The 17,365-nt window shown below is 69.1% G+C and carries 20 protein-coding genes and 1 tRNA gene; 12 read left to right on the top strand and 9 right to left on the bottom strand.

The annotated features are described in order from the left end of the window. The first annotated feature begins 16 nt into the window (after window positions 1-16). The gene (locus DAT37_RS04820) at window positions 17-1,108 is read left to right on the top strand and encodes a class I SAM-dependent methyltransferase (RefSeq protein WP_109523463.1); all 1,092 of its coding nucleotides are present in this window, start codon (window positions 17-19) and stop codon (window positions 1,106-1,108) included. Between the two features lie 122 nt (window positions 1,109-1,230). Continuing rightward, window positions 1,231-1,977: a PIG-L deacetylase family protein gene (locus tag DAT37_RS04815; protein WP_109523516.1), complete on the top strand. Its 747-nt coding sequence runs from the start codon at window positions 1,231-1,233 to the stop codon at window positions 1,975-1,977. A gap of 144 nt (window positions 1,978-2,121) precedes the next feature. Here DAT37_RS04815 and DAT37_RS04810 read toward each other — a convergent pair whose 3' ends face one another. Beyond that, complete coding sequence (locus tag DAT37_RS04810; RefSeq protein WP_157978279.1) at window positions 2,122-2,814, bottom strand: hypothetical protein; 693 nt, start codon at window positions 2,812-2,814, stop codon at window positions 2,122-2,124. A 30-nt stretch (window positions 2,815-2,844) separates the two neighbouring features. Next, the gene (locus DAT37_RS04805; protein WP_109523461.1) at window positions 2,845-3,387 is read right to left on the bottom strand and encodes a YaeQ family protein; all 543 of its coding nucleotides are present in this window, start codon (window positions 3,385-3,387) and stop codon (window positions 2,845-2,847) included. Window positions 3,388-3,574: 187 nt separating this feature from the next. Here DAT37_RS04805 and DAT37_RS04800 point away from each other — a divergent pair, with 187 nt between their 5' ends. Further along, on the top strand, window positions 3,575-4,189 hold the full coding sequence (locus tag DAT37_RS04800) for a hypothetical protein (RefSeq protein ID WP_109523460.1): 615 nt from the start codon (window positions 3,575-3,577) through the stop codon (window positions 4,187-4,189). Window positions 4,190-4,205: 16 nt separating this feature from the next. Here DAT37_RS04800 and DAT37_RS04795 read toward each other — a convergent pair whose 3' ends face one another. From DAT37_RS04795 to DAT37_RS04785, 3 genes are all read right to left on the bottom strand, one after another. Further along, entirely contained in the window at window positions 4,206-4,397 is a 192-nt protein-coding gene (locus DAT37_RS04795) for a ferredoxin (RefSeq protein ID WP_109523459.1), read from the bottom strand. Continuing rightward, window positions 4,394-5,596 (bottom strand): cytochrome P450, encoded by a 1,203-nt coding sequence (locus DAT37_RS04790; protein WP_109523458.1) that lies wholly within the window; start codon window positions 5,594-5,596, stop codon window positions 4,394-4,396. The genes DAT37_RS04795 and DAT37_RS04790 overlap by 4 nt, the downstream gene beginning before the upstream one ends. A 218-nt stretch (window positions 5,597-5,814) precedes the next feature. Next, window positions 5,815-6,984, bottom strand: coding sequence for a TDT family transporter (locus tag DAT37_RS04785; protein ID WP_232839519.1), 1,170 nt, complete (start codon window positions 6,982-6,984; stop codon window positions 5,815-5,817). A gap of 70 nt (window positions 6,985-7,054) precedes the next feature. Between DAT37_RS04785 and DAT37_RS04780 the strand changes: the two genes are divergently transcribed. Both DAT37_RS04780 and DAT37_RS04775 read left to right on the top strand, forming a co-directional pair. Next, window positions 7,055-7,960 carry a LysR family transcriptional regulator gene (locus DAT37_RS04780; RefSeq protein ID WP_109523457.1) on the top strand — a complete coding sequence of 302 codons (906 nt, stop codon included), beginning with the start codon at window positions 7,055-7,057 and terminating at the stop codon, window positions 7,958-7,960. Then, on the top strand, window positions 7,953-8,381 hold the full coding sequence (locus DAT37_RS04775; RefSeq protein WP_109523456.1) for a PIN domain-containing protein: 429 nt from the start codon (window positions 7,953-7,955) through the stop codon (window positions 8,379-8,381). Before DAT37_RS04780 ends, DAT37_RS04775 begins: the two co-directional genes overlap by 8 nt. A 49-nt stretch (window positions 8,382-8,430) precedes the next feature. Here the strand turns inward: DAT37_RS04775 and DAT37_RS04770 are convergent, their stop codons facing one another. Then, window positions 8,431-9,102 (bottom strand): phosphate signaling complex PhoU family protein, encoded by a 672-nt coding sequence (locus DAT37_RS04770; protein WP_232839518.1) that lies wholly within the window; start codon window positions 9,100-9,102, stop codon window positions 8,431-8,433. 111 nt (window positions 9,103-9,213) lie between these two features. Between DAT37_RS04770 and DAT37_RS04765 the strand changes: the two genes are divergently transcribed. Further along, window positions 9,214-10,017, top strand: a complete 804-nt coding sequence (locus DAT37_RS04765) for a transglutaminase-like domain-containing protein (protein ID WP_198654094.1) — start codon at window positions 9,214-9,216, stop codon at window positions 10,015-10,017. A 9-nt stretch (window positions 10,018-10,026) separates the two neighbouring features. Here the strand turns inward: DAT37_RS04765 and DAT37_RS04760 are convergent. Continuing rightward, a tRNA-His gene (locus DAT37_RS04760) sits at window positions 10,027-10,103 on the bottom strand. Between the two features lie 102 nt (window positions 10,104-10,205). On the opposite strand from DAT37_RS04760, the gene DAT37_RS04755 reads away from it, so the two are divergent. The 4 genes from DAT37_RS04755 to DAT37_RS04740 all read left to right on the top strand — a co-directional run bounded on the left by DAT37_RS04755 (window position 10,206) and on the right by DAT37_RS04740 (window position 13,049). Further along, window positions 10,206-10,601: a nitroreductase/quinone reductase family protein gene (locus DAT37_RS04755; protein WP_109523454.1), complete on the top strand. Its 396-nt coding sequence runs from the start codon at window positions 10,206-10,208 to the stop codon at window positions 10,599-10,601. A 58-nt stretch (window positions 10,602-10,659) separates the two neighbouring features. Beyond that, window positions 10,660-11,751 (top strand): calcium:proton antiporter, encoded by a 1,092-nt coding sequence (locus DAT37_RS04750; RefSeq protein ID WP_109523453.1) that lies wholly within the window; start codon window positions 10,660-10,662, stop codon window positions 11,749-11,751. A gap of 142 nt (window positions 11,752-11,893) precedes the next feature. Continuing rightward, window positions 11,894-12,292, top strand: a complete 399-nt coding sequence (locus DAT37_RS04745; RefSeq protein WP_109523452.1) for a hypothetical protein — start codon at window positions 11,894-11,896, stop codon at window positions 12,290-12,292. A 37-nt stretch (window positions 12,293-12,329) separates the two neighbouring features. After that, window positions 12,330-13,049, top strand: a complete 720-nt coding sequence (locus DAT37_RS04740) for a hypothetical protein (protein WP_109523451.1) — start codon at window positions 12,330-12,332, stop codon at window positions 13,047-13,049. A 354-nt stretch (window positions 13,050-13,403) separates the two neighbouring features. Here DAT37_RS04740 and DAT37_RS04735 read toward each other — a convergent pair whose 3' ends face one another. Together DAT37_RS04735 and DAT37_RS04730 are read right to left on the bottom strand one after the other, a co-directional pair. Further along, complete coding sequence (locus tag DAT37_RS04735; protein ID WP_109523450.1) at window positions 13,404-13,784, bottom strand: DUF5313 family protein; 381 nt, start codon at window positions 13,782-13,784, stop codon at window positions 13,404-13,406. Continuing rightward, window positions 13,781-14,260: a MarR family winged helix-turn-helix transcriptional regulator gene (locus tag DAT37_RS04730; protein ID WP_109523449.1), complete on the bottom strand. Its 480-nt coding sequence runs from the start codon at window positions 14,258-14,260 to the stop codon at window positions 13,781-13,783. The genes DAT37_RS04735 and DAT37_RS04730 overlap by 4 nt, the downstream gene beginning before the upstream one ends. Before the next feature lie 139 nt (window positions 14,261-14,399). Between DAT37_RS04730 and DAT37_RS04725 the strand changes: the two genes are divergently transcribed. Together DAT37_RS04725 and DAT37_RS04720 are read left to right on the top strand one after the other, a co-directional pair. Continuing rightward, the gene (locus DAT37_RS04725) at window positions 14,400-15,467 is read left to right on the top strand and encodes a DUF418 domain-containing protein (protein ID WP_109523448.1); all 1,068 of its coding nucleotides are present in this window, start codon (window positions 14,400-14,402) and stop codon (window positions 15,465-15,467) included. A gap of 272 nt (window positions 15,468-15,739) precedes the next feature. Continuing rightward, on the top strand, window positions 15,740-17,320 hold the full coding sequence (locus DAT37_RS04720; protein ID WP_109523447.1) for a Na+/H+ antiporter: 1,581 nt from the start codon (window positions 15,740-15,742) through the stop codon (window positions 17,318-17,320). Window positions 17,321-17,365: the final 45 nt, after the last annotated feature.

Below are 17,365 nucleotides of genomic sequence, written 5' to 3'. Positions count from 1 at the left end.
AGGAGGTACGAGGACGATGACTTCCACCCTCGATCCCATCACCGGCGCCACCGCGCCCGATCCCGCCGAGATCGAAGCCTTCGCGGCGCGCGCCGTCGGCGACGCGGCGACCTGGATGGTCACCACCATGACCATGCTCGGCGACCGGCTCGGACTGTGGCGCGCGATGGCCGATTCCCGCCCGGTCACCGCCGTCGAACTGGCCGCCGCGACCGGCACCGACGAACGGTACGTGCGTGAATGGCTGTCGTCGATGACGGCGCACGGCTACCTCACCCACAGCCCCGAGTCCGCGCGCTTCACCCTGCCTCCGGCCCACGTCCCGGTCCTCGCGGTGGAGAGTCCCGCCCACATCGGCGGCCTGCACCAGGCGCTGTTCGGCCTCACCGGCATTCTCGGCGCGGTACTGGACTCCTTCCGCTACGGCGGCGGCGTGCCGATGTCGGCCTACCCGACGGACTGGTGGCAGGGCCTGGAGCGATTCAGCGCGGGCTGGTTCGACTATCTGCTGCCGCAGGTCTGGCTGCCCGCGCTGCCCGATCTGCACGAGACGCTGCGTCGCGGCGCCGACGTCGCCGACGTCGGCTGCGGTCGGGGCCGGGCGCTGATCCGCCTGGCCGAGCAGTTCCCCGCGGGCCGCTACGTCGGCTTCGACGTGCACCCCGAATCCATCGAAGCGGCCCGTGCGGCGGCGCTGGCCGCCGGTGTCGGCGACCGGGTGCGATTCGAATGCCGCGACGTCTCGGGCGAACTGCCCGGCGACTACGACGTGATCACCACCTTCGACGTCATCCACGACGCCGCCGACCCGCTCGGCATGCTGCGCGCCATCCGCGCCGCACTGCGCCCCGACGGCCGCTACCTGTGCCTGGACATCAACGCGAGCCACCGCCTCGAGGACAACGCGGGCCCGGTCGCCGCCTACTTCTACGGCGTGAGCGTGCTGTTCTGCATGACCACCTCGCTCGCCGACGGCGGCGCGGGCCTGGGCACCTGCGGTTTCCCCGAACACACCGCGCGTGAGATGTGCGCGCGGGCCGGTTTCGGCACGGTCCGCCGGGTCGAGATGGAGAACCCCTTCAACATCCTGTACGAGATCACCGCCTGAACGTCCCCTTTCGGTGACGCCGTTGTCCGATGGCCGCGCGTCACCGCTGCTCCTCGAACCACCGCGGTCCGGGGGTCGACACCGTGATGTCGGCCCCCGGCCCACGAAAGGCACTGTTTCCCATGACTGTTCACCAACTGCCCGGCACCGGCCCCGTCCTGGGGATCTGGGCACACCCCGACGACGAGGTCTACCTGTCCGGCGGTCTGATGGCCGCCGCCCGGGATTCGGGTCGCCGCGTCGTCTGCGTCACCGCGACGAGGGGCGAGCACGGCACCGCCGATCCCCAACGCTGGCCGCCCGCGCGCCTGGCGCGGGTCCGCACCGCCGAACTGCGCGCCAGCCTGGCCGCACTCGGCGTCACCGAACACCATCACCTCGACCTGCCCGACGGCGATTGCGCCGCGGCGCCTTTCGACGCGGTGGTGGCACGCCTCAGCGCGATCGCCGCCGAGGTGCGCCCCGAGGTCGTGCTCACCTTCGGCCCCGACGGTTTCACCGGCCACCCCGACCACCGCATCGTCTCCGCCTGGGCGGGCGCGACCCGTGACCTGGCCGCCCCGCGCGCCCGACTGCTGCACGCGCGGGGCACCGCCGATTTCTTCGACACCTGGCGCGACCTCTATGCCCGCCTCGCCATGTTCGACGGCGACGACCTCCCCGCCCGCGCCCGGCCCGACGAACTCGCCGTGGAACTGCACCTCGATGACGCCGCCGCCGACCGCAAACTGGTCGCCCTGCGCGCCCAGGCGACCCAAACCGCCGACCTGCTCGCCATGCTCGGCGAGGACACGATGCGGGAATGGGCCTGCCGGGTCGAGACTTTCGTCGACGCCGTCCCGGCCCACGACTACATCGCGGGCTGCTGACCGATAGGCGGTGCGATCGGCAGCAGGTGCCGGACGCGGAGTTCGGTCGGCGGTTCGGCACCGCGGGTCGCGGACTTCACCCGATTACCTCCGCACGGTTGGTGACATGGCTTGCCCATCGACCATATGTCTCGATCCCGAATTTCACTCCCAATCGGAATTAATTCCGGCCCACCAGGTTCCGATCTCGTCGTCCTCGTAGTACTCGGCGTGAGGTCGGTAGCCCTCAGGCAGCGCGAACGTCGTCGCCCCCGTCCGGATCGCCACCGAACGGACGGCGGCGAGTTCGGGTGACTCGCGGGGATCGTCGACGTACCCGCTGCCGACGAGCATGTCCCAGCCCATCGCGTGCCACAGGGCGATCAGTTCGACATCGCCGTCGGTTTCGGCCGCCGTCACCACGTCGCGCACCACGTCCACGAGTGGGATTCGCTGCGCCGGTTCGGCCGGGATCCTGCCGGATTCCACGAGCCGAGTCCACAGCGTGGTGCCCGCGTCGCAGTAGAGGTGCGGCGGGTCGACGTAACCCTGGTCCAGCCAGCCGCTCGGGTCTTCGTCGTCCTCGATCGGTGCGAGGGCGGTGAATTCCGTCAGGGCGTCGAAATACGTCTGCCGTCGCGGATATTCGGGATGGTCGGTCAGGGGGACGCGGTAGGTGAATCCGCGCTTCAGAAGCACCTCCATCACCCGGAAATGCGTGAACGAGCAGTCGAAGATGTCCTGGAATCGGTACAGCGCCGAGATCCGGTCCCGCACGCGTCGATCCTCGGCGGGAAAGTGCTTGTCCAGTAACCGGATCGATCCTTCGATCAGATCCTCGATCATATGGACCGACATCGGTACTCCTGTCCGGGCTCGTGCGTGGAACTACCCGAGACGGTGCTCTTCGACGGGCACGCTGAGGCTGATCCCGTTCAGATCCAGGTACATCAGGCGTTCGGTGACCGACAGCGTGACGGTGTTGCGCCGTTCGATCGCGGCGGCCGCGGCGTCGACGAAGGCGCGGTCGAAACTGTAGAGGGGGATCTCCTCGGCCCGGTGGATGCGTTTGCCCGCGAACTGGGCCAGCACCTTGGCGGGGTCGCGATGGGTGTACACGGCGGCCCGGCCTGCGAGTTTGCTGCCGCGATGCACACGTTCGGCGTCCGGTGCGCCCACCTCGATCCACGCGGTGACGCGGCCGGTGAGATCGCGCACCAGGACGGCGGGTTCGTCGGTCGAGGAGACGCCGCCCTCGCTGAACGTGATGCCTTCCTCGTATTCGAGGCAGTAGGCGAGCAGTCGCGTCAGCATGAATTCGGCGGTCTCGGACGGGTGACGCGCCAGCCGCAACGACAGATCCTCGTAGACGCCACGGTCCACGTCGGCCACCTGAACGGTGAAATTGTGCACTGTCGCGTTGAGAGCCATTTGAACAGCAGCTTAGATCACCGCCGCGTGACGGCTTCGCACCCGGCGTGCCGTAGGCCGCGAGACGACTGTGACGCAGCACTCATCGTCGTTCCGGATTCGGCGGTGAACCGGAGTCGGCCCGGGCTCGTGGAATGGGGTGAGAAGGCGCGGGAATGCCACGCCGAAAAGCACCGGAGGGTGAAAGATGTTTTCTGCCAAGCGGATCACGCGTTCCATGGTTCCCGTCGCGGCATCGGCCGTCGTCCTCGTCGGCCTGCTCAGCGCGTGCGGCAGCGACGAGGGATCGCAGGCCGTGCCCGCCGCGACCGCCGCGACAGCGAGTACGCAGGCCACCGCCGCCGCGTCCGCACCGGTCGCGGGCCAGGCGCCGACGGTGGCGAAGACCCAGGGCTGGCTGAAGATCTACGCGGGCACCGCTCCGGCCGGTACCAGCGCGGTCCAACTGAACATCGTCGACAACCCGGCCGTCGGGAAGTACGTCTCGGACGGCGCGGGCCGCTCGCTGTACCGGTTCGACAAGGACACCGCGCAGCCGTCGGCGTCCAATTGCTCCGGCCAGTGCGCGGTGACGTGGCCGCCGCTGACCGTGAACCGGGATCAGGCGCTGTTCGCGGCGGGCGTGGATCCCCAGCAGGTCGGCTTCATCGAGCGCGCCGACGGCACCTGCCAGATCACCGTCGGCGGCTGGCCGGTGTACTACTTCTCCAAGGACGCCAGGCCCGGCGATCTGCTCGGACAGGGTGTCGGCGGAACGTGGTTCGCGGTCGCGCCGAACGGCGCCAAGGCCGTCGCGAAGTAGTCGTGCGCGCGGTCTGTCAGTCGACCACGGTGATCGCCTGCCGTGGACACTGACGGACGGCGTCGCGCACCGGCGCTTCGATCTGTTCGGTCACGTCGGTGCGGGCGACGCTGAGCTGGTCGTCGTCACCGAGTTGGAAGACCTCGGGGATGATGCCCATGCAGACGCCGTTGCTCTCGCACAGTCCGAAATCCACTTCGATTCTCATGACAGCACCCGCACCGGCAGCCGGGACCACCCGGCGACATTCTGCATGGTGACCCGTTCGCAACGCTCCCAGTCGATGTCGTAGCGCGGCATGAAATCGAGGAGATGGTCGAGCGCGATCGTCGTCTCCAAACGCGCGAGGGCCGCGCCGAGGCAACTGTGGATTCCGTAGCCGAGTCCCAGATTCTGCGATTGAGTGCGGTCGCGATCGATATCGAAGGTGTCGGCGTCGGTGAACGCGTCCGGGTCGCGGTTGGCGGACGCGCCGATGAGGAATACCGGTTTGCCCTCGGGGATGGTGATCTCGTGTACCCGCACCGCTTTGCGGGTACAGCGGACGTTGTATTGGACCGGCCCTTCGTAGCGCAGGATCTCTTCGACCGCCGCCGGAATCCTGGAGCGATCGTCGAGAAGTGTGCGCCATTGATCGGGATGACGGGCGAAGGTCGCGATCGCGTTGCCCAGCAGTTTGGTGACCGTCTCGGCCCCGGCCCCGCCCAGCAGGGTGGCGAACGCGGCGATCTCGAGATCGTCGAGACTGGTCATCTCGCCGTTGTCGCGTTCGATCTCCGCGGCGATCAGGGTGCTGATCATGTCGTCGCGCGGGTCCGCACGCCGTTCCTGGACGAGGTTGTAGTAGAAGATCGCGGTGTCGGCGGCGGCCTGGGCGCCGGCCTCGGTCGACTCCATCTGCCCCGGTTCGCGATGCAAAGTCTCATCGATCCACAGGCGGACCTGCTGGCGGAATTCCTCGGGCACGCCCGCCATCCGGGTGATGACTTCCACCGGGAACAGGGCCGAGAAATCCTGGATCAGGTCGAAGCCGGTCGGGTCGACCCGGTCGAGGTATTTGCGGACCAGTTCGACGACGGTGTCGCGCTGGGTCTGGATCGCGCGCGGGGTGAATGCCCGGCTGAGCAGATTGCGCATATGCCGGTGATCCGGCGGATCCATGAAGATGATCGACCTGTGCGGGGGCACGCCGGATTTGATCTGGGCCAGATCGACACCGCGCGCCGAGGAATAGGTCTGGTGGTCCTTGAACGCCGCCGCGACATCCTCGTGCCGGGTCAGCGCGTAGAAGTCGTATTCGGCGTTGTAGTAGACGGGTGCGTCCTGGCGCATCCGGCGGTAGATCTCGTACGGATTCGCGTAGAACTCCTCGGAGAACGGATCGAATTCCACGGCGGATTTCGTCATGACGTGGCGCACCTCTTCGTCCTCTGCCCACCGGGCGCGGCGGGAGTCGGCGCTCCGTGGATCCGCACCGGGCCGACCATGGGCGCGCGAGGTCGCTCGCCCGGAGAATCGAGTGGTCGGCATGGCTGCTCATCCGCCGCGCGAGGGCGGTCGCGGCTACCCCTCGGCGCCGTAACCCCATCGCCCGGAGGCGGTTTCGTCACCCAAGATACCGTCCTTCATACCGGAAGCGGGACGGTATGCGAAAACTTCTTCGCCGGTCTCAACAGCGAGCCGTCGATCAGCGCGCGGACCGTGCGCGTCGCGACCACCGCCCAGAGCGCGACCAGCGCCGCGTACATGAGTACCGCCGCGCCCGCGAACAGGTACGCGCCGGTGTGGTGGTAGAGCACCGCGCTGCCGGTCACGCAGGTGCCGAGCGGGAAGGTGAACCCCCACCAGGTCAGGCTGAACGTCAATTCGCCCGAACGGGCCGTCCGCAGGGTGACGGCGGCGGCCAGTGCCAGCCACAGCATCGCGAAACCCCAGGTGCTGAGCCCGAAGACGACCGAGAACACGGACAGCCCTCGGGCGTAGGGGGCGGGCACGGTGAGCGGTGCGGCGTCGGCGAGCAGTCCGGCGGCGGTCACCGACTGCCCGAGCGGACCGAGAACCAGCCACAGGGTGGGCGTCATGGCACCGCGCGGCGCGCCGTGACGCAGCAGGTGCGACCAGATCGCCGAGATGGTCAGCATCGCCGCGATCAGGCTCAGCCCGAACATCGCCAGGCAGCCGAGGAACATGGTCAGCCGCCACTGTCCCTCGGGGGTGTGCGGGACGAGCAGTGCGCCGAGCGCGGCCGACACCATCGGCGCGACGACGGGCATCAGCCAGCCGCCGAAGGCGACGGCGGGTTCGACGCGCGGACGGGTGATCATCCGGTAGGGGATGGCGAAGGCGGTCGCCACGCCGAGGACGGTGCCCGCCGTCCACAACACCCAGTCCACGGCCACGGCGGCGGGCATGCCGATCACATCACCGCCGAGTAGCAGGGTGCCCGCGCCGACGGTCACCAGCGCCATCGGGGGAGCGCCGAAGAAATGCGTCATCACCGGATGATCGAGGTGGGCCCGCGCGGCCTCCGGACAGCGGAGCCGCTGCGCGACCCACGCCACCGTCAGCGCCACCAGCACCGCCGCGGCCAGCGCCCACATCACGGTCGCCGCGGCGCGCAGACCGGGGAAGCGCAGCGGCAGGGTGACGGCGGCCGTGGCCACGATCGAGGTGCCCATCACGATGGCGAACCAGTTCGGACCGAGCTCGCGCAATCGGGTGTCGGTGCTCACGACGGAGCGACGCCGCGCGGGCGCCGGTCGCCGGGGTGTCTCGAACATCACGGTGGCGGTCATGGCTCCAGCCTCGCTCCCACCCGGCCCGCGGCGTAGACACCGTCCGCCTATGAATACATAGACTGGTTCTATGCCCCTGTCACCGCGCGTGCCCGATCTGGCCGCTCTCGACCTCCTGGTCTCGGTGCTGGAACTGGGCAGTATCGGGCGTGCGGCCCAGGCGCACGGCATCAGCCAGCCCTCCGCGTCCTCGCGGATCCGCTACCTGGAGAAACTGGTCGGAATGCCGGTGCTGGAACGGACCACGCTCGGCTCGCGGCCCACCCCGGCCGGTGCGCTGATCATCGAGTGGGCGCGCGGCGTGGTGGACGCCGCCCGACAACTCGACGCCGGGATCGACACCCTGCGCGCGCAACGGCATTCCAGGCTGCGGGTCGCCGCGAGCCAGACCGTCGCCGAATACCTGTTCCCGGCCTGGTTGATGATGTTGCGGAAGGCGGCGCCGGAGACCACCATCGCGCTGGAGTCGGGTAACTCGGTCGAGGTCGCGCGCGCGGTACTGGAACGCAGGGCCGGAATCGGATTCATCGAGAGCCCGGGGCGGTTCCGTGGACTGGAGAGTCACGCGGTGGCGCGCGACCGGCTTGTCGTGGTGGTCTCGCCCGACCACGAGTGGGCCGCGCGCGACCGCGTCGGGGCGGAGGAACTCGCCGACACCCCGCTGATCCATCGGGAGCCGGGTTCGGGCACCCGGACCTGGTTCGAGCACGCCGTCGCTCGCGATCTGCCCGGCAGGCGACCGGATGTCGCGCTGGAACTGTCCTCGACGACCGCCATCAAATCGGCGGTGGCCGCGGGCGCGGGTCCGGCCGTGCTCAGTTCGCTCGCGGTCGCCGCCGAGATCGCCGCGGGCACCCTGGTGTCCCCGACGATCGCCGGACTCGACCTCGAGCGCACCCTGCGCGCCGTCTGGCCGACGGGGGAGCGTCTGCGCGGTCCCGCCCGTGACCTCTACGCCATCGCCCGCCGTGCCTGAGCTCTCGCCCGGCGGACCGGGACACGACGGCGGATCGACCGACCGCCTCGTCGTGGTGGACGCCGCCAATGTCGTCGGCTCGCGTCCCGACGGGTGGTGGCGCGATCGGGCGGGCGCCGCGCGACGGCTCCTGGAGCGTTCGAGCGAGTTCGCGGCGCGGACGCGACCGCCCGTGGAACTGGTGGTGGTGCTCGAAGGCGCGGCGAAGGCGGCGGCCGCAACGGAATTCGATGGCGTGCGGGTGGTGCTCGCCGAAGGTTCCGGTGACGACACGATCGTGGCGGTGGTCGCCGCCGCCGTGCCCGGCCGTGAATGCGACATCCTGGTCGTCACCGCCGATCGCGAGTTGCGGCGTCGGGTCGAAGCACTCGGGGCCGAAACCGCGGGACCCCGTTGGCTCCTGGATCGGCTCGATCCGTAACCGCGTGCCACGCAACGGAACTCACAGCCGGTTCGGAGTCGCGGTGAGATCAGTCCTCGGGTTCGGGCTCGTCCCTGGGCTGGGCCGTCGGCGGAATCCCGGTGTCCAGGAAGCGGATCAGGCTGTCGATGCGGTCGGTGTGCTCGACGCAGCGTTCCAGGTAACTGCCGAGCAGGGTCAGCTCGATCGTGAGATCGGCGGATCGGTCCGGGTCGGATTCGGCGAGCGCCGTGTGCAACCTGGTCCGCAAGTCGTCGATGGAGCCGTCGGTGGGCGGCGCGACCTCGGTGTGGTGGCCGGTCGCGACGGCCTCGCCGGATACCGCGGTGCGGTGTGCGGCAAGACGTCCCATCGCCGCGAGGATGTCGAGCACGCCCTGCGGTCCGACGTGTCCGGGGTGGCTGCGGTAGATCCGGTCGGCGACCCGGTTGGTGAGCGATCCGATGCGTGACAGTTCACTCGCGATCTGGATGGCGGTCACCACGTGACGAAGGTCACGGGCGACGGGGGCCTGTAGCGCGAGCAGAACCACCGTCCGCGCCTCGCACGCGCCGTACATCTTCTGCAATTGCTCATCGAGAGCGAAAACCTCGTAGGTGGCCTGGAGATCGGCGTCGACGAGGGCGTCGATCACGCGCTCTACGGCGTCGTGGGCGACTCGGCACATCAGCGTCAGATCGTTGGTCAACGCGACGAGCTCGTGGGTGAACTGGGTCCGCACGCGCAAATTGTCTCCTATCGCCGCCCCGAGAAGTAGACGAATCCTCGCCGGGTTGTCGGTGCCGTTCCGACCCGCGGGCCGACAACGCGATATTGGGGCAGGATGGGCCAGGTGAAACGCGATGTCTCTGCTCATCTGGAGGTCGCGATCTCCGCACCTACCACTCTCGAATTCCAGATCGCGGTGGCGGGGCAGCCGGGAATCGAGGTTTCGGAATCACTGGTCTTCGAACTGGACGGTGTCGCGGTGACCCCGGCCGAGATCGCGGGTCCGCACGGCACCAGGATCCACCGCTTCGCCGCCGGACCTGGCACCCTGCGGGCGGACTACCGCGCGACGATCCTCGGCACGGCACCGCCGCAGCACCTGTCGGACTACGACCGCGCGTTGTATCTGCGGCCGAGTCGCTACGCCGAATCGGATCGGCTGCACGCCTTCGCCGCATCCGAATTCGACGCCACCGCGACCGAATCGGAACGCGCGACCGCGATAGCGGCGTGGGTCGCCAAGCGGTTGCGCTATGCCTCGGGGAGCAGCGATCACACCGACGGCGCGGTGGAGACCCTGCTCTCCGGCGCGGGAGTGTGCCGCGATTTCACTCACCTGACGGTCGCGCTGTTGCGGGCGGTGAAGGTGCCCGCCCGCCTGGTCGCGGTCTACGCGCCAGGCCTGTTCCCCATGGATTTCCACGCGGTGGCCGAAGCCTGCGTCGACGGCGTGTGGCATGTCCTCGACGCCACCGGCCTCGCCCCGCGCACCACCTTCGTGCGGATCGCCACCGGGCGCGACGCCTCCGACGCCGCGTTCCTCGACAACCACGGCGGCGAGATCTACGTCAGCAATATGTGGGTGAACGCCTTCGTCGAGGGCTACCTGCCGCTCGATGACCACGTCACACCGGTGACGTTGCAATGAGAATCGCGCTGGGGTGAGCGACGGGAATCGAACCCGCGACCTCCTGGACCACAACCAGGCGCTCTGACCGACTGAGCTACGCCCACCATCCCGGGCGGCGAACCCCCCGTGCGATTTCGACGGTATCGTCCGCGCCGTGGACCGCGCGACCCATTTTCCGACGGTCCGCTCGGTGTTACCGTCGAGTCGTGCCCTCCAGGAACGATGTGCAGCACCGTCTGATCACGACTTTCCAACGCCGGGTCGGCAATCCGATCCTGCGCAGACTCCCGGGACAGCAGCTGCTGGAGACCGTCGGGCGGGTCAGCGGTGAACCTCGGATCACCCCGATAGGCGGACGTCGGGTCGGGAACGAATTCTGGTTCGTCTCCGAATTCGGCCTGCGGTCGCAGTACGTCCGGAACATCACGGCGAACAACCGGGTTCGGGTCCGCCTGAAGGGTCACTGGCTTTCCGGCACGGCGCATCTGCTGCCCGACGACGATCCGATCGCGCGCCTGCGCGAACTCCCGAGGGGCAACAGTACGACCGTGCGCGCGGTCGGCACCGATCTCCTCACGCTGCGGGTCGACCTGGACGACTGATCGTCCGGCTCGGATACCCGGCCGCGGTATGTCCGAAATTAGCTGGGACGATAGAAGCATGATCCGTGCGTTGATTACCCGCTGGACCGTGTTCGTCCCACTACTCGCCGTCGTCGCGCTACTTCTCACCTGGGGCCGGAATCTGCCCGGTTTCGGGGTGGTCGTCGTGGCGTCGGCCCTGGTCGGGGCGGTGCTCGCGGCGGTGTATCACGCGGAGGTCGTCGCCCAGCGCGTCGGTGAACCGTTCGGATCCCTCGTCCTCGCGGTCGCGGTGACGGTGATCGAGGTCGCGCTGATCGTCACCCTCATGATCTCCGGCGGCGAGAAGAGCGCCACCCTGGCCCGTGACACCGTTTTCGCCGCCGTCATGATCACCTGCAACGGCATCTTCGGACTCTCCCTGCTGGTCGGCGCGCTGCGCAGACGGGTGGCGGAGTTCAACGCGGAGGGCACGGGCGCGGCGCTGGCGACGGTGGCGACCCTGGCCACGCTGAGTCTCGTGCTGCCGACGTTCACCTCGAGCAAACCCGGCCCGGAATTCTCACCGGCGCAGCTGGCCTTCGCCGCGGTCGCCTCGCTGTTGCTGTACGGGCTGTTCGTCATGGTCCAGACGGTGCGTCACCGCGACGACTTCCTGCCCGTGGAAGGGCGCGGCGTCGTCACCGAGGACGCACTGCACGGCGAACGTCCCACGGTGCGGACCACACTGCTCAGCCTGGGAATACTGCTGGTCGCGCTGATCTGCGTGGTCGGGTTGGCCAAGGTGGTCTCACCCGCGATCGAATCCGGCGTCGCCTCGGCGGGCCTGCCGCACGCGGCCGTCGGCGTGGTGATCGCGCTGCTCGTGCTGTTGCCGGAGACGCTCGCCGCGGTCCGGTCGGCACGCCGTGACCAGGTGCAGATCAGCCTGAACCTGGCCCTCGGCTCGGCGATGGCCAGTATCGGCTTGACCATTCCGGCGCTCGCGGTGGCGACCATCTGGCTGGACGGGCCCCTGGTGCTCGGACTCGGGGCGACGCAGATGGTTCTGCTCGCGATCACCGTCGTCGTCGGTGTGCTCACGGTGGTGCCGGGACGGGCGACCCTGCTCCAGGGCGGAGTGCATCTCGCCCTGTTCTCGGCCTTCGTCTTCTTGGCCGCGAGCCCGTAAAAATAGATAGCTAACTATTAGCTTCAAGGTTGGACGATCGTTCGCGAATGGTGATGTTCGGTGTGCTCCGGTTCGGGTAGCCTCCGAGAAAGATCAACTCTCGTCACAGATTTCCCCGTTCCAGCAGTGAAGGCGGTACGCGATGGTGGAACCCGGTGGCGGGCCCGCATCCGGCGGCGGTGCGCCCGAGAACGGCACCAGGGTTCTCGCCATCACGGCCGGTTTGGCCGCGGTGCTCGCCTTCGTGGTAGCTATTGGATTGCTGATCCGATCGAATCAGGATACCGAGGATGTTCCGACGCCGTCGACGACTCTCACCTCGCTGGCCGAGACCGTCACGGTGCGAAGTACCGAGTCACCGGCGCCGACCCGTCCGTCCATCTCGGCGCCGAACACCTCGCCGCTGCCGACCCAGCCCGCGCACCGGGTCGGCGACGACTGTTCGGTCGACGGCGGCGCGGGCCGCTGGGACGTCGTGACCGGCCGTGGCTGGGTCTGCGTCCCGGCGACGACGGCGCCCGCAACTCCCGGAGGTCCCTGACCTCCGCTCTTTCCTGATCGACAGCGAAGGCGGTGCGATGATGGAAACCGGAAGGACGACGCTGGACGTCGACCATTCCAGGAGCGGTCGGGTGCTCGCCCTCGCGATGGGTGCGTGCACCTTCCTCGGACTCGTGGTCGCGGTCGGTTTCATGATGCGCGGCAATCTCGACGAAGCGGCGAAGCGGCCCGCCGCCGTCACCCCCGAAGCCTCCGCCGCGCTGCCCGCCCCGACCTACCGGGTCGGCGGCGACTGTTCGGCGGGCGGCATCTCCGCGCAATGGGATATGCGCGACGGCCAGCTGAACTGCGTGCCGCGCGACCAGGTTCGCGACGCCCACCGCCCCGGCGAGGACTGTTCCCGCGACGGCATCCCGGCCAAATGGGAATTTCCCGACGGCCGCTGGATCTGTGTGCCGCAGAAGGTCACCTCGGAGGCCGGACCCGCACCCGCACCCGGAACCGCGCCCGCGCCGGGATCGGCACCGGCCCCCGTGCAGGAGCCCGCGCCGGTCGAAGCGGCGCCGCCGCCCCCCGACACCTTCGTCCCGCCCGCCGACACCTATGTACCACCGCCCGCGGAGGTCTACGTCCCGCCCGCCGCCCCGTACGTGCCCCCGCCCGCCGAGACCTACACCCCCGAGGAAGCGCCGCCGCCCGCTCCGGCTCCGGCCCCCGCTCCGGCCCCCGCCCCACCGCCGCCCCCGGTCATCTTCATTCCGCTGCCGCCACTGCCGTGGTTGCCCCCGCCCCCGTGAGTGCGACCCCACGGTGATCGCCGTGCGCGTCAGCGGACCCCGTGCTAGTCCGAATTCCGCCAGTCGTGCCGAGGGGCGCGCGGATATTCGCTGGACGGGACTGAGATGCTCGATACGTGATCGATACCGTCCCACTTCTCTGTGAATGCCCGACCGCTCCCGCCGCCCCGTCGGCGCTCGCCACTTCGGTGTCGAGTCGAGCGTGATGTGGTGGCGTAGACGGGAACGGCGAATCGCTCGACCGGCCGACGCGCCATGGCGGGATCGGCGGCGTTCCCGAACAGCGGTGACCAGGCCGCCCGGTCGCGCCGCCGGTCGCGTGCCGATCCATCGTCGCTACCACTGAGGCGCGCGTCAGTGCGGGTATCGGGCGACGTAGCGCGCCCGTTCCAGTTCCCGCAGCCGGGCCCGGCGCGGATTCTCCAGATCGGCGGGCAGTCCGTGTTTCGCCAGCCGGTGCGCGCGGTTCATCGGCATGAACGCGACGGTGTAGAACAGCGCGAGCAGCAGGGCGAGCAGAACCATCGCGCCGCGTAGCCACAGCTCGCCGGGGAACAGCAGGAAGGCCGCGAACAGGGGAGTGAACGGGACGATGCCGCGCACCACGTGCCGGGCGCCGGCGTAATCGCCGGTGAGATCGTCGCGGACCCAGTCCCGCATCGAATCCGGGAGGCGACGTCCGAAGGCGTAGCCGATCCACCGCAGCGGTCCCGGGCGACGGTTTCGATTGTTCATGCGCTCGTTCCTGTTGTCTCGGTGTCGTTTTCGGTGAGCAGCCAGTGCCGTGCGGCCGCGTTCACCCGGGTGAGCACATCGCGCAACTCCTCCAGGTCGCCCACCGTCACGCCGAGGCGTTCGACGACCGCGGGCGGAATCCGCTCGGCCTGCCGTCGTAGCTCGGCGCCCGCGGCGGTCAGGTTCACCACCAGATTGCGTTCGTCGCGATAGTCGCGCTCGCGGGTGATGAGCCCCGCCGATTCCAGTCGTTTGAGCAGCGGGGACAGCGTCGGAGAGTCGAGTTGGACGGCCTCGGCGATGGATTTCACCGACATCGGGGCGTCCCCCCACAGCGCCAGCATGACCAGGTATTGCGGATGGGTCAGGCCCAGCGGCTCGAGTAGCGGCCGGTACACCGCCAGCACAGCGCGGTTCGCGACAGCCAGCGCGAAACACACCTGCCGATCCAGGCGCAACGGATCATCGATCTCCATCGGTCCTCCTCCGGTCGTCCGGATTCAAGGTTAGCGTGTTAATAGTTAGTGCGTTAAGCATATGTGCGCGAACTCTCTGTAACCCGACATCGGAACGCGGCTACGGACCAGGCCCGCCCGCGCTCGCTAGCGTGGACGGATGCAGTCCGAGGTCCACGCGCGCATCCCCGAACTGGACGCCGCGCGCGGTTTCGCCCTCTGCGGGCTCCTGGTCGTCGAAACCTGGCAGATCACCGACATGTCGGCCACCATCGCGCCCGGGGTCATGGACCCGACACGGCACCTGCTCAGCGTCGTCTTCGAAGGACGTTTCTTCCCGATCTTCGCGTTCCTGTTCGGGATCGGCTTCGGACTGCTGCTGGACCAGGCGGCCGAACGCGGCGCCCGCCCTCGGCTGGTCCTCGCGCGCCGACTCGCCGCGCTGGCGGTACTCGGCCTGATCCACCATCAGTTCCAGCCCGGCGAAGTCCTGCTGCCCTACGCCGTCGTCGGACTGGTCATCGTGCTCCCCTCGGCCGGGCTGCCACGATGGACACTGCTGACACTCGGCCTGCTCGGCACCGCAGGCGTCGCGGCACTGCTCGGCGGCGGACTCGGCCTGGTGCCCGGGCTGTTCCTGCTCGGCCTCGCCGCCGTCCGATTCCGCCTCCCCCAGACCCTGCGCGAGCGGACCTGGCAGATCGCGCTGGTCTTCGTCGTCGCGGCGCCCCTGGCCGTACTCACCGCCGCCTGGGAATACCGCGTCCCCTACCTGGACCTGCTCGGCAGCTCGGCGCCCGCCGTCGCGGGACTCACCGGCGCGCTCGCCTACCTGACCGGGCTGCTCCTACTCCTGCGCACACCGGCGGGCCGACCGGTGACCGAGATGCTGGCGCCGATGGGCCGGATGACACTGACGAACTACGTCGGCGCGACCGGACTGATCCTGTTCGCGGGCGAACGCCTGCACCTCTCCGGCTCCACCGACTACGGCGCCGTGCTGCTGTCCGCGGCCGGAATCGCGGTCGCCCAGATGGCGGCCAGCCTGCTGTGGTCGTACCGGTTCCAGCACGGGCCACTGGAATGGGTCGTGTGCTGTGATTTGGGCCGCTGGTGCGGCGTGGTTCGCGGCCCGGATGTCTCGCGTCCGAGCGGTCGAGACTCGCGACTGCGTCGCATGCGCTTCGACCGCTCGGACGCGAGACGGCCGCGAACCGGTCGCTCGTAAGACTCGCTCCGGGGGGTGGGGTGTGGTGTGATTTCGGCCGCTGGTGCGGCGTGGTTCGCGGCCGAGATGTCTCGCGTCCGAGCGGTCGAGACTCGCGACTGCGTCGCATGCGCTTCGACCGCTCGGACGCGAGACGGCCGCGAACGGGTTGCTCGCAAGACTCGCTCCGGGTGGGTGGGGTGTGCGGGCTTGCGGTCGTGGGTGGTGCGCGTGGGGTGGTGGGCGGCGCGTCGAGGGGGTGGGGGGATGGTGACGTCGCAGACTGGAAAGTCATGGACCAGTTGGCGCTGTTGTTCGCCCTGTTGTTCGCCGCGATACTCGCCGAGCCGGTCGCGCGGCGGATCGGGGTGGCGTCGGCGGTCCTGATGACGTTGTTCGGCTGTGTGCTTGCGCTGATTCCGGCGGTGCCGCGTATCGATGTGCCGCCGGATCTGATCCTTCCGCTGGTTCTTCCGCCGTTGTTGTACGCGGCGGCTCGGAGGACGTCGTGGCGGCAGTTCGCGGAGAACTGGGGGCCGATCGCGTTGCGGGCGGTGGGGTTGGTTGTGGTGACGGCCGCGGCGGTGGCGGCGGTGTTCCACGCGTGGTATCCGGGGCTGCCGGTGGCGGCGGCGGTCGTGCTCGGTGCGATCGTCGCGCCGCCGGACCCGGTCGCGGCGACCGCGTTGGCGAGCAGACTCGGACTGCCGCGCCGACTGGTGGTCGTGCTGGGCGGGGAGGGGCTCTTCAACGACGCCACCGCCATCGTCATCTATTCCGTCGCGGTCCAGGCGGTGGTCACCGGACGGTTCTCCTCCGTCGACGCGATGGGGGAGTTCGTCGTCTCGGCGGTGGTCGCGGTGGTGGTCGGGTTCGCGCTGGGGATGCTCGGCAGCCGTTTGACCGACTACCTGGCCGAAGCGTCGTGGCAGGTGGCGCTGAGCCTGCTGTTACCTTTCGCGGCATACGGTTTCGCCGAGGCGTGGCACGGATCGGGGGTGCTCGCCGTGCTGGTCTGCGCGCTGTACCTGACCGACGCGGTGACCGAAATCGGCGACCGTGACTACCGACTGGTCGGTGACGCCTTCTGGGAGATCACCGAAATGCTGTTGAGCGGCTTCGCGTTCGGGCTCATCGGTCTCGAACTCGGTGTCGTGCTCGCGACGACCGGCACCGGCTGGCCGAAACTCCTCGGCGTCGCGGGCGCGGTGATAGCGGTGGTCGTGACCTTGCGCCTGGTCTGGTTGCTGAGCACTTGGGCCATGGGCCGGTCGCGGTGGCGCGAACAGGACGCGGACGAGCCCTATACCTGGCGCGAGACGATCGTCACCTGGTGGGCGGGTATGCGTGGGGTGGCGACCGTGGCTCTGGCACTGGCGATCCCACTGGTCACCGACGTGGGTGCGGCGTTCCCCGGCCGCACCGAGATCCTGTTCGTGGCCTTCGCGGTGGTCCTGTTCACCCTGCTGCTCCAGGGACCGACCCTGCCGCTGGTGGTGCGCCTGACGGGCGTGCACGCGAACACCCAGCGCGAGCGGGAGTTCGAGCGGCAGCTGTGGGATCGGGTGGTGCACGCGCAGTTGGCGCGGCTCGAGCAGATCGCCGAATCCGAACATCTGCCGGACGAGGTGTACGAACGGCTGCGCGATCAGTTCCGGCATCGTTTCGCCCGTGCCGATCCCGAGGCCGCCGACGAGGACGCCCGCTCGCGATGGACGCGCGATCGGGAGGTTTCGGCGAAACTGCGGATGATCCGCGGCGAGGTGATCGAGGCGGGCCGACGCGAAGCACAGGCCGCGCGCCGAGAACCGGGAATCCCGGTCGATCTGGTGGACCGGGTGACCCGTCGCCTGGACCTCGGCCCGACCAGATAGGAAAAGTTTCGAATTTATTCGTCGCTCGGGGAGTTTGGACCCCGA

The organism is Nocardia aurea (assembly GCF_003123685.1).
In the GTDB taxonomy this organism is placed as follows: domain Bacteria; phylum Actinomycetota; class Actinomycetes; order Mycobacteriales; family Mycobacteriaceae; genus Nocardia; species Nocardia aurea.
This window is presented reverse-complemented; position numbering and strand designations above follow the sequence as displayed.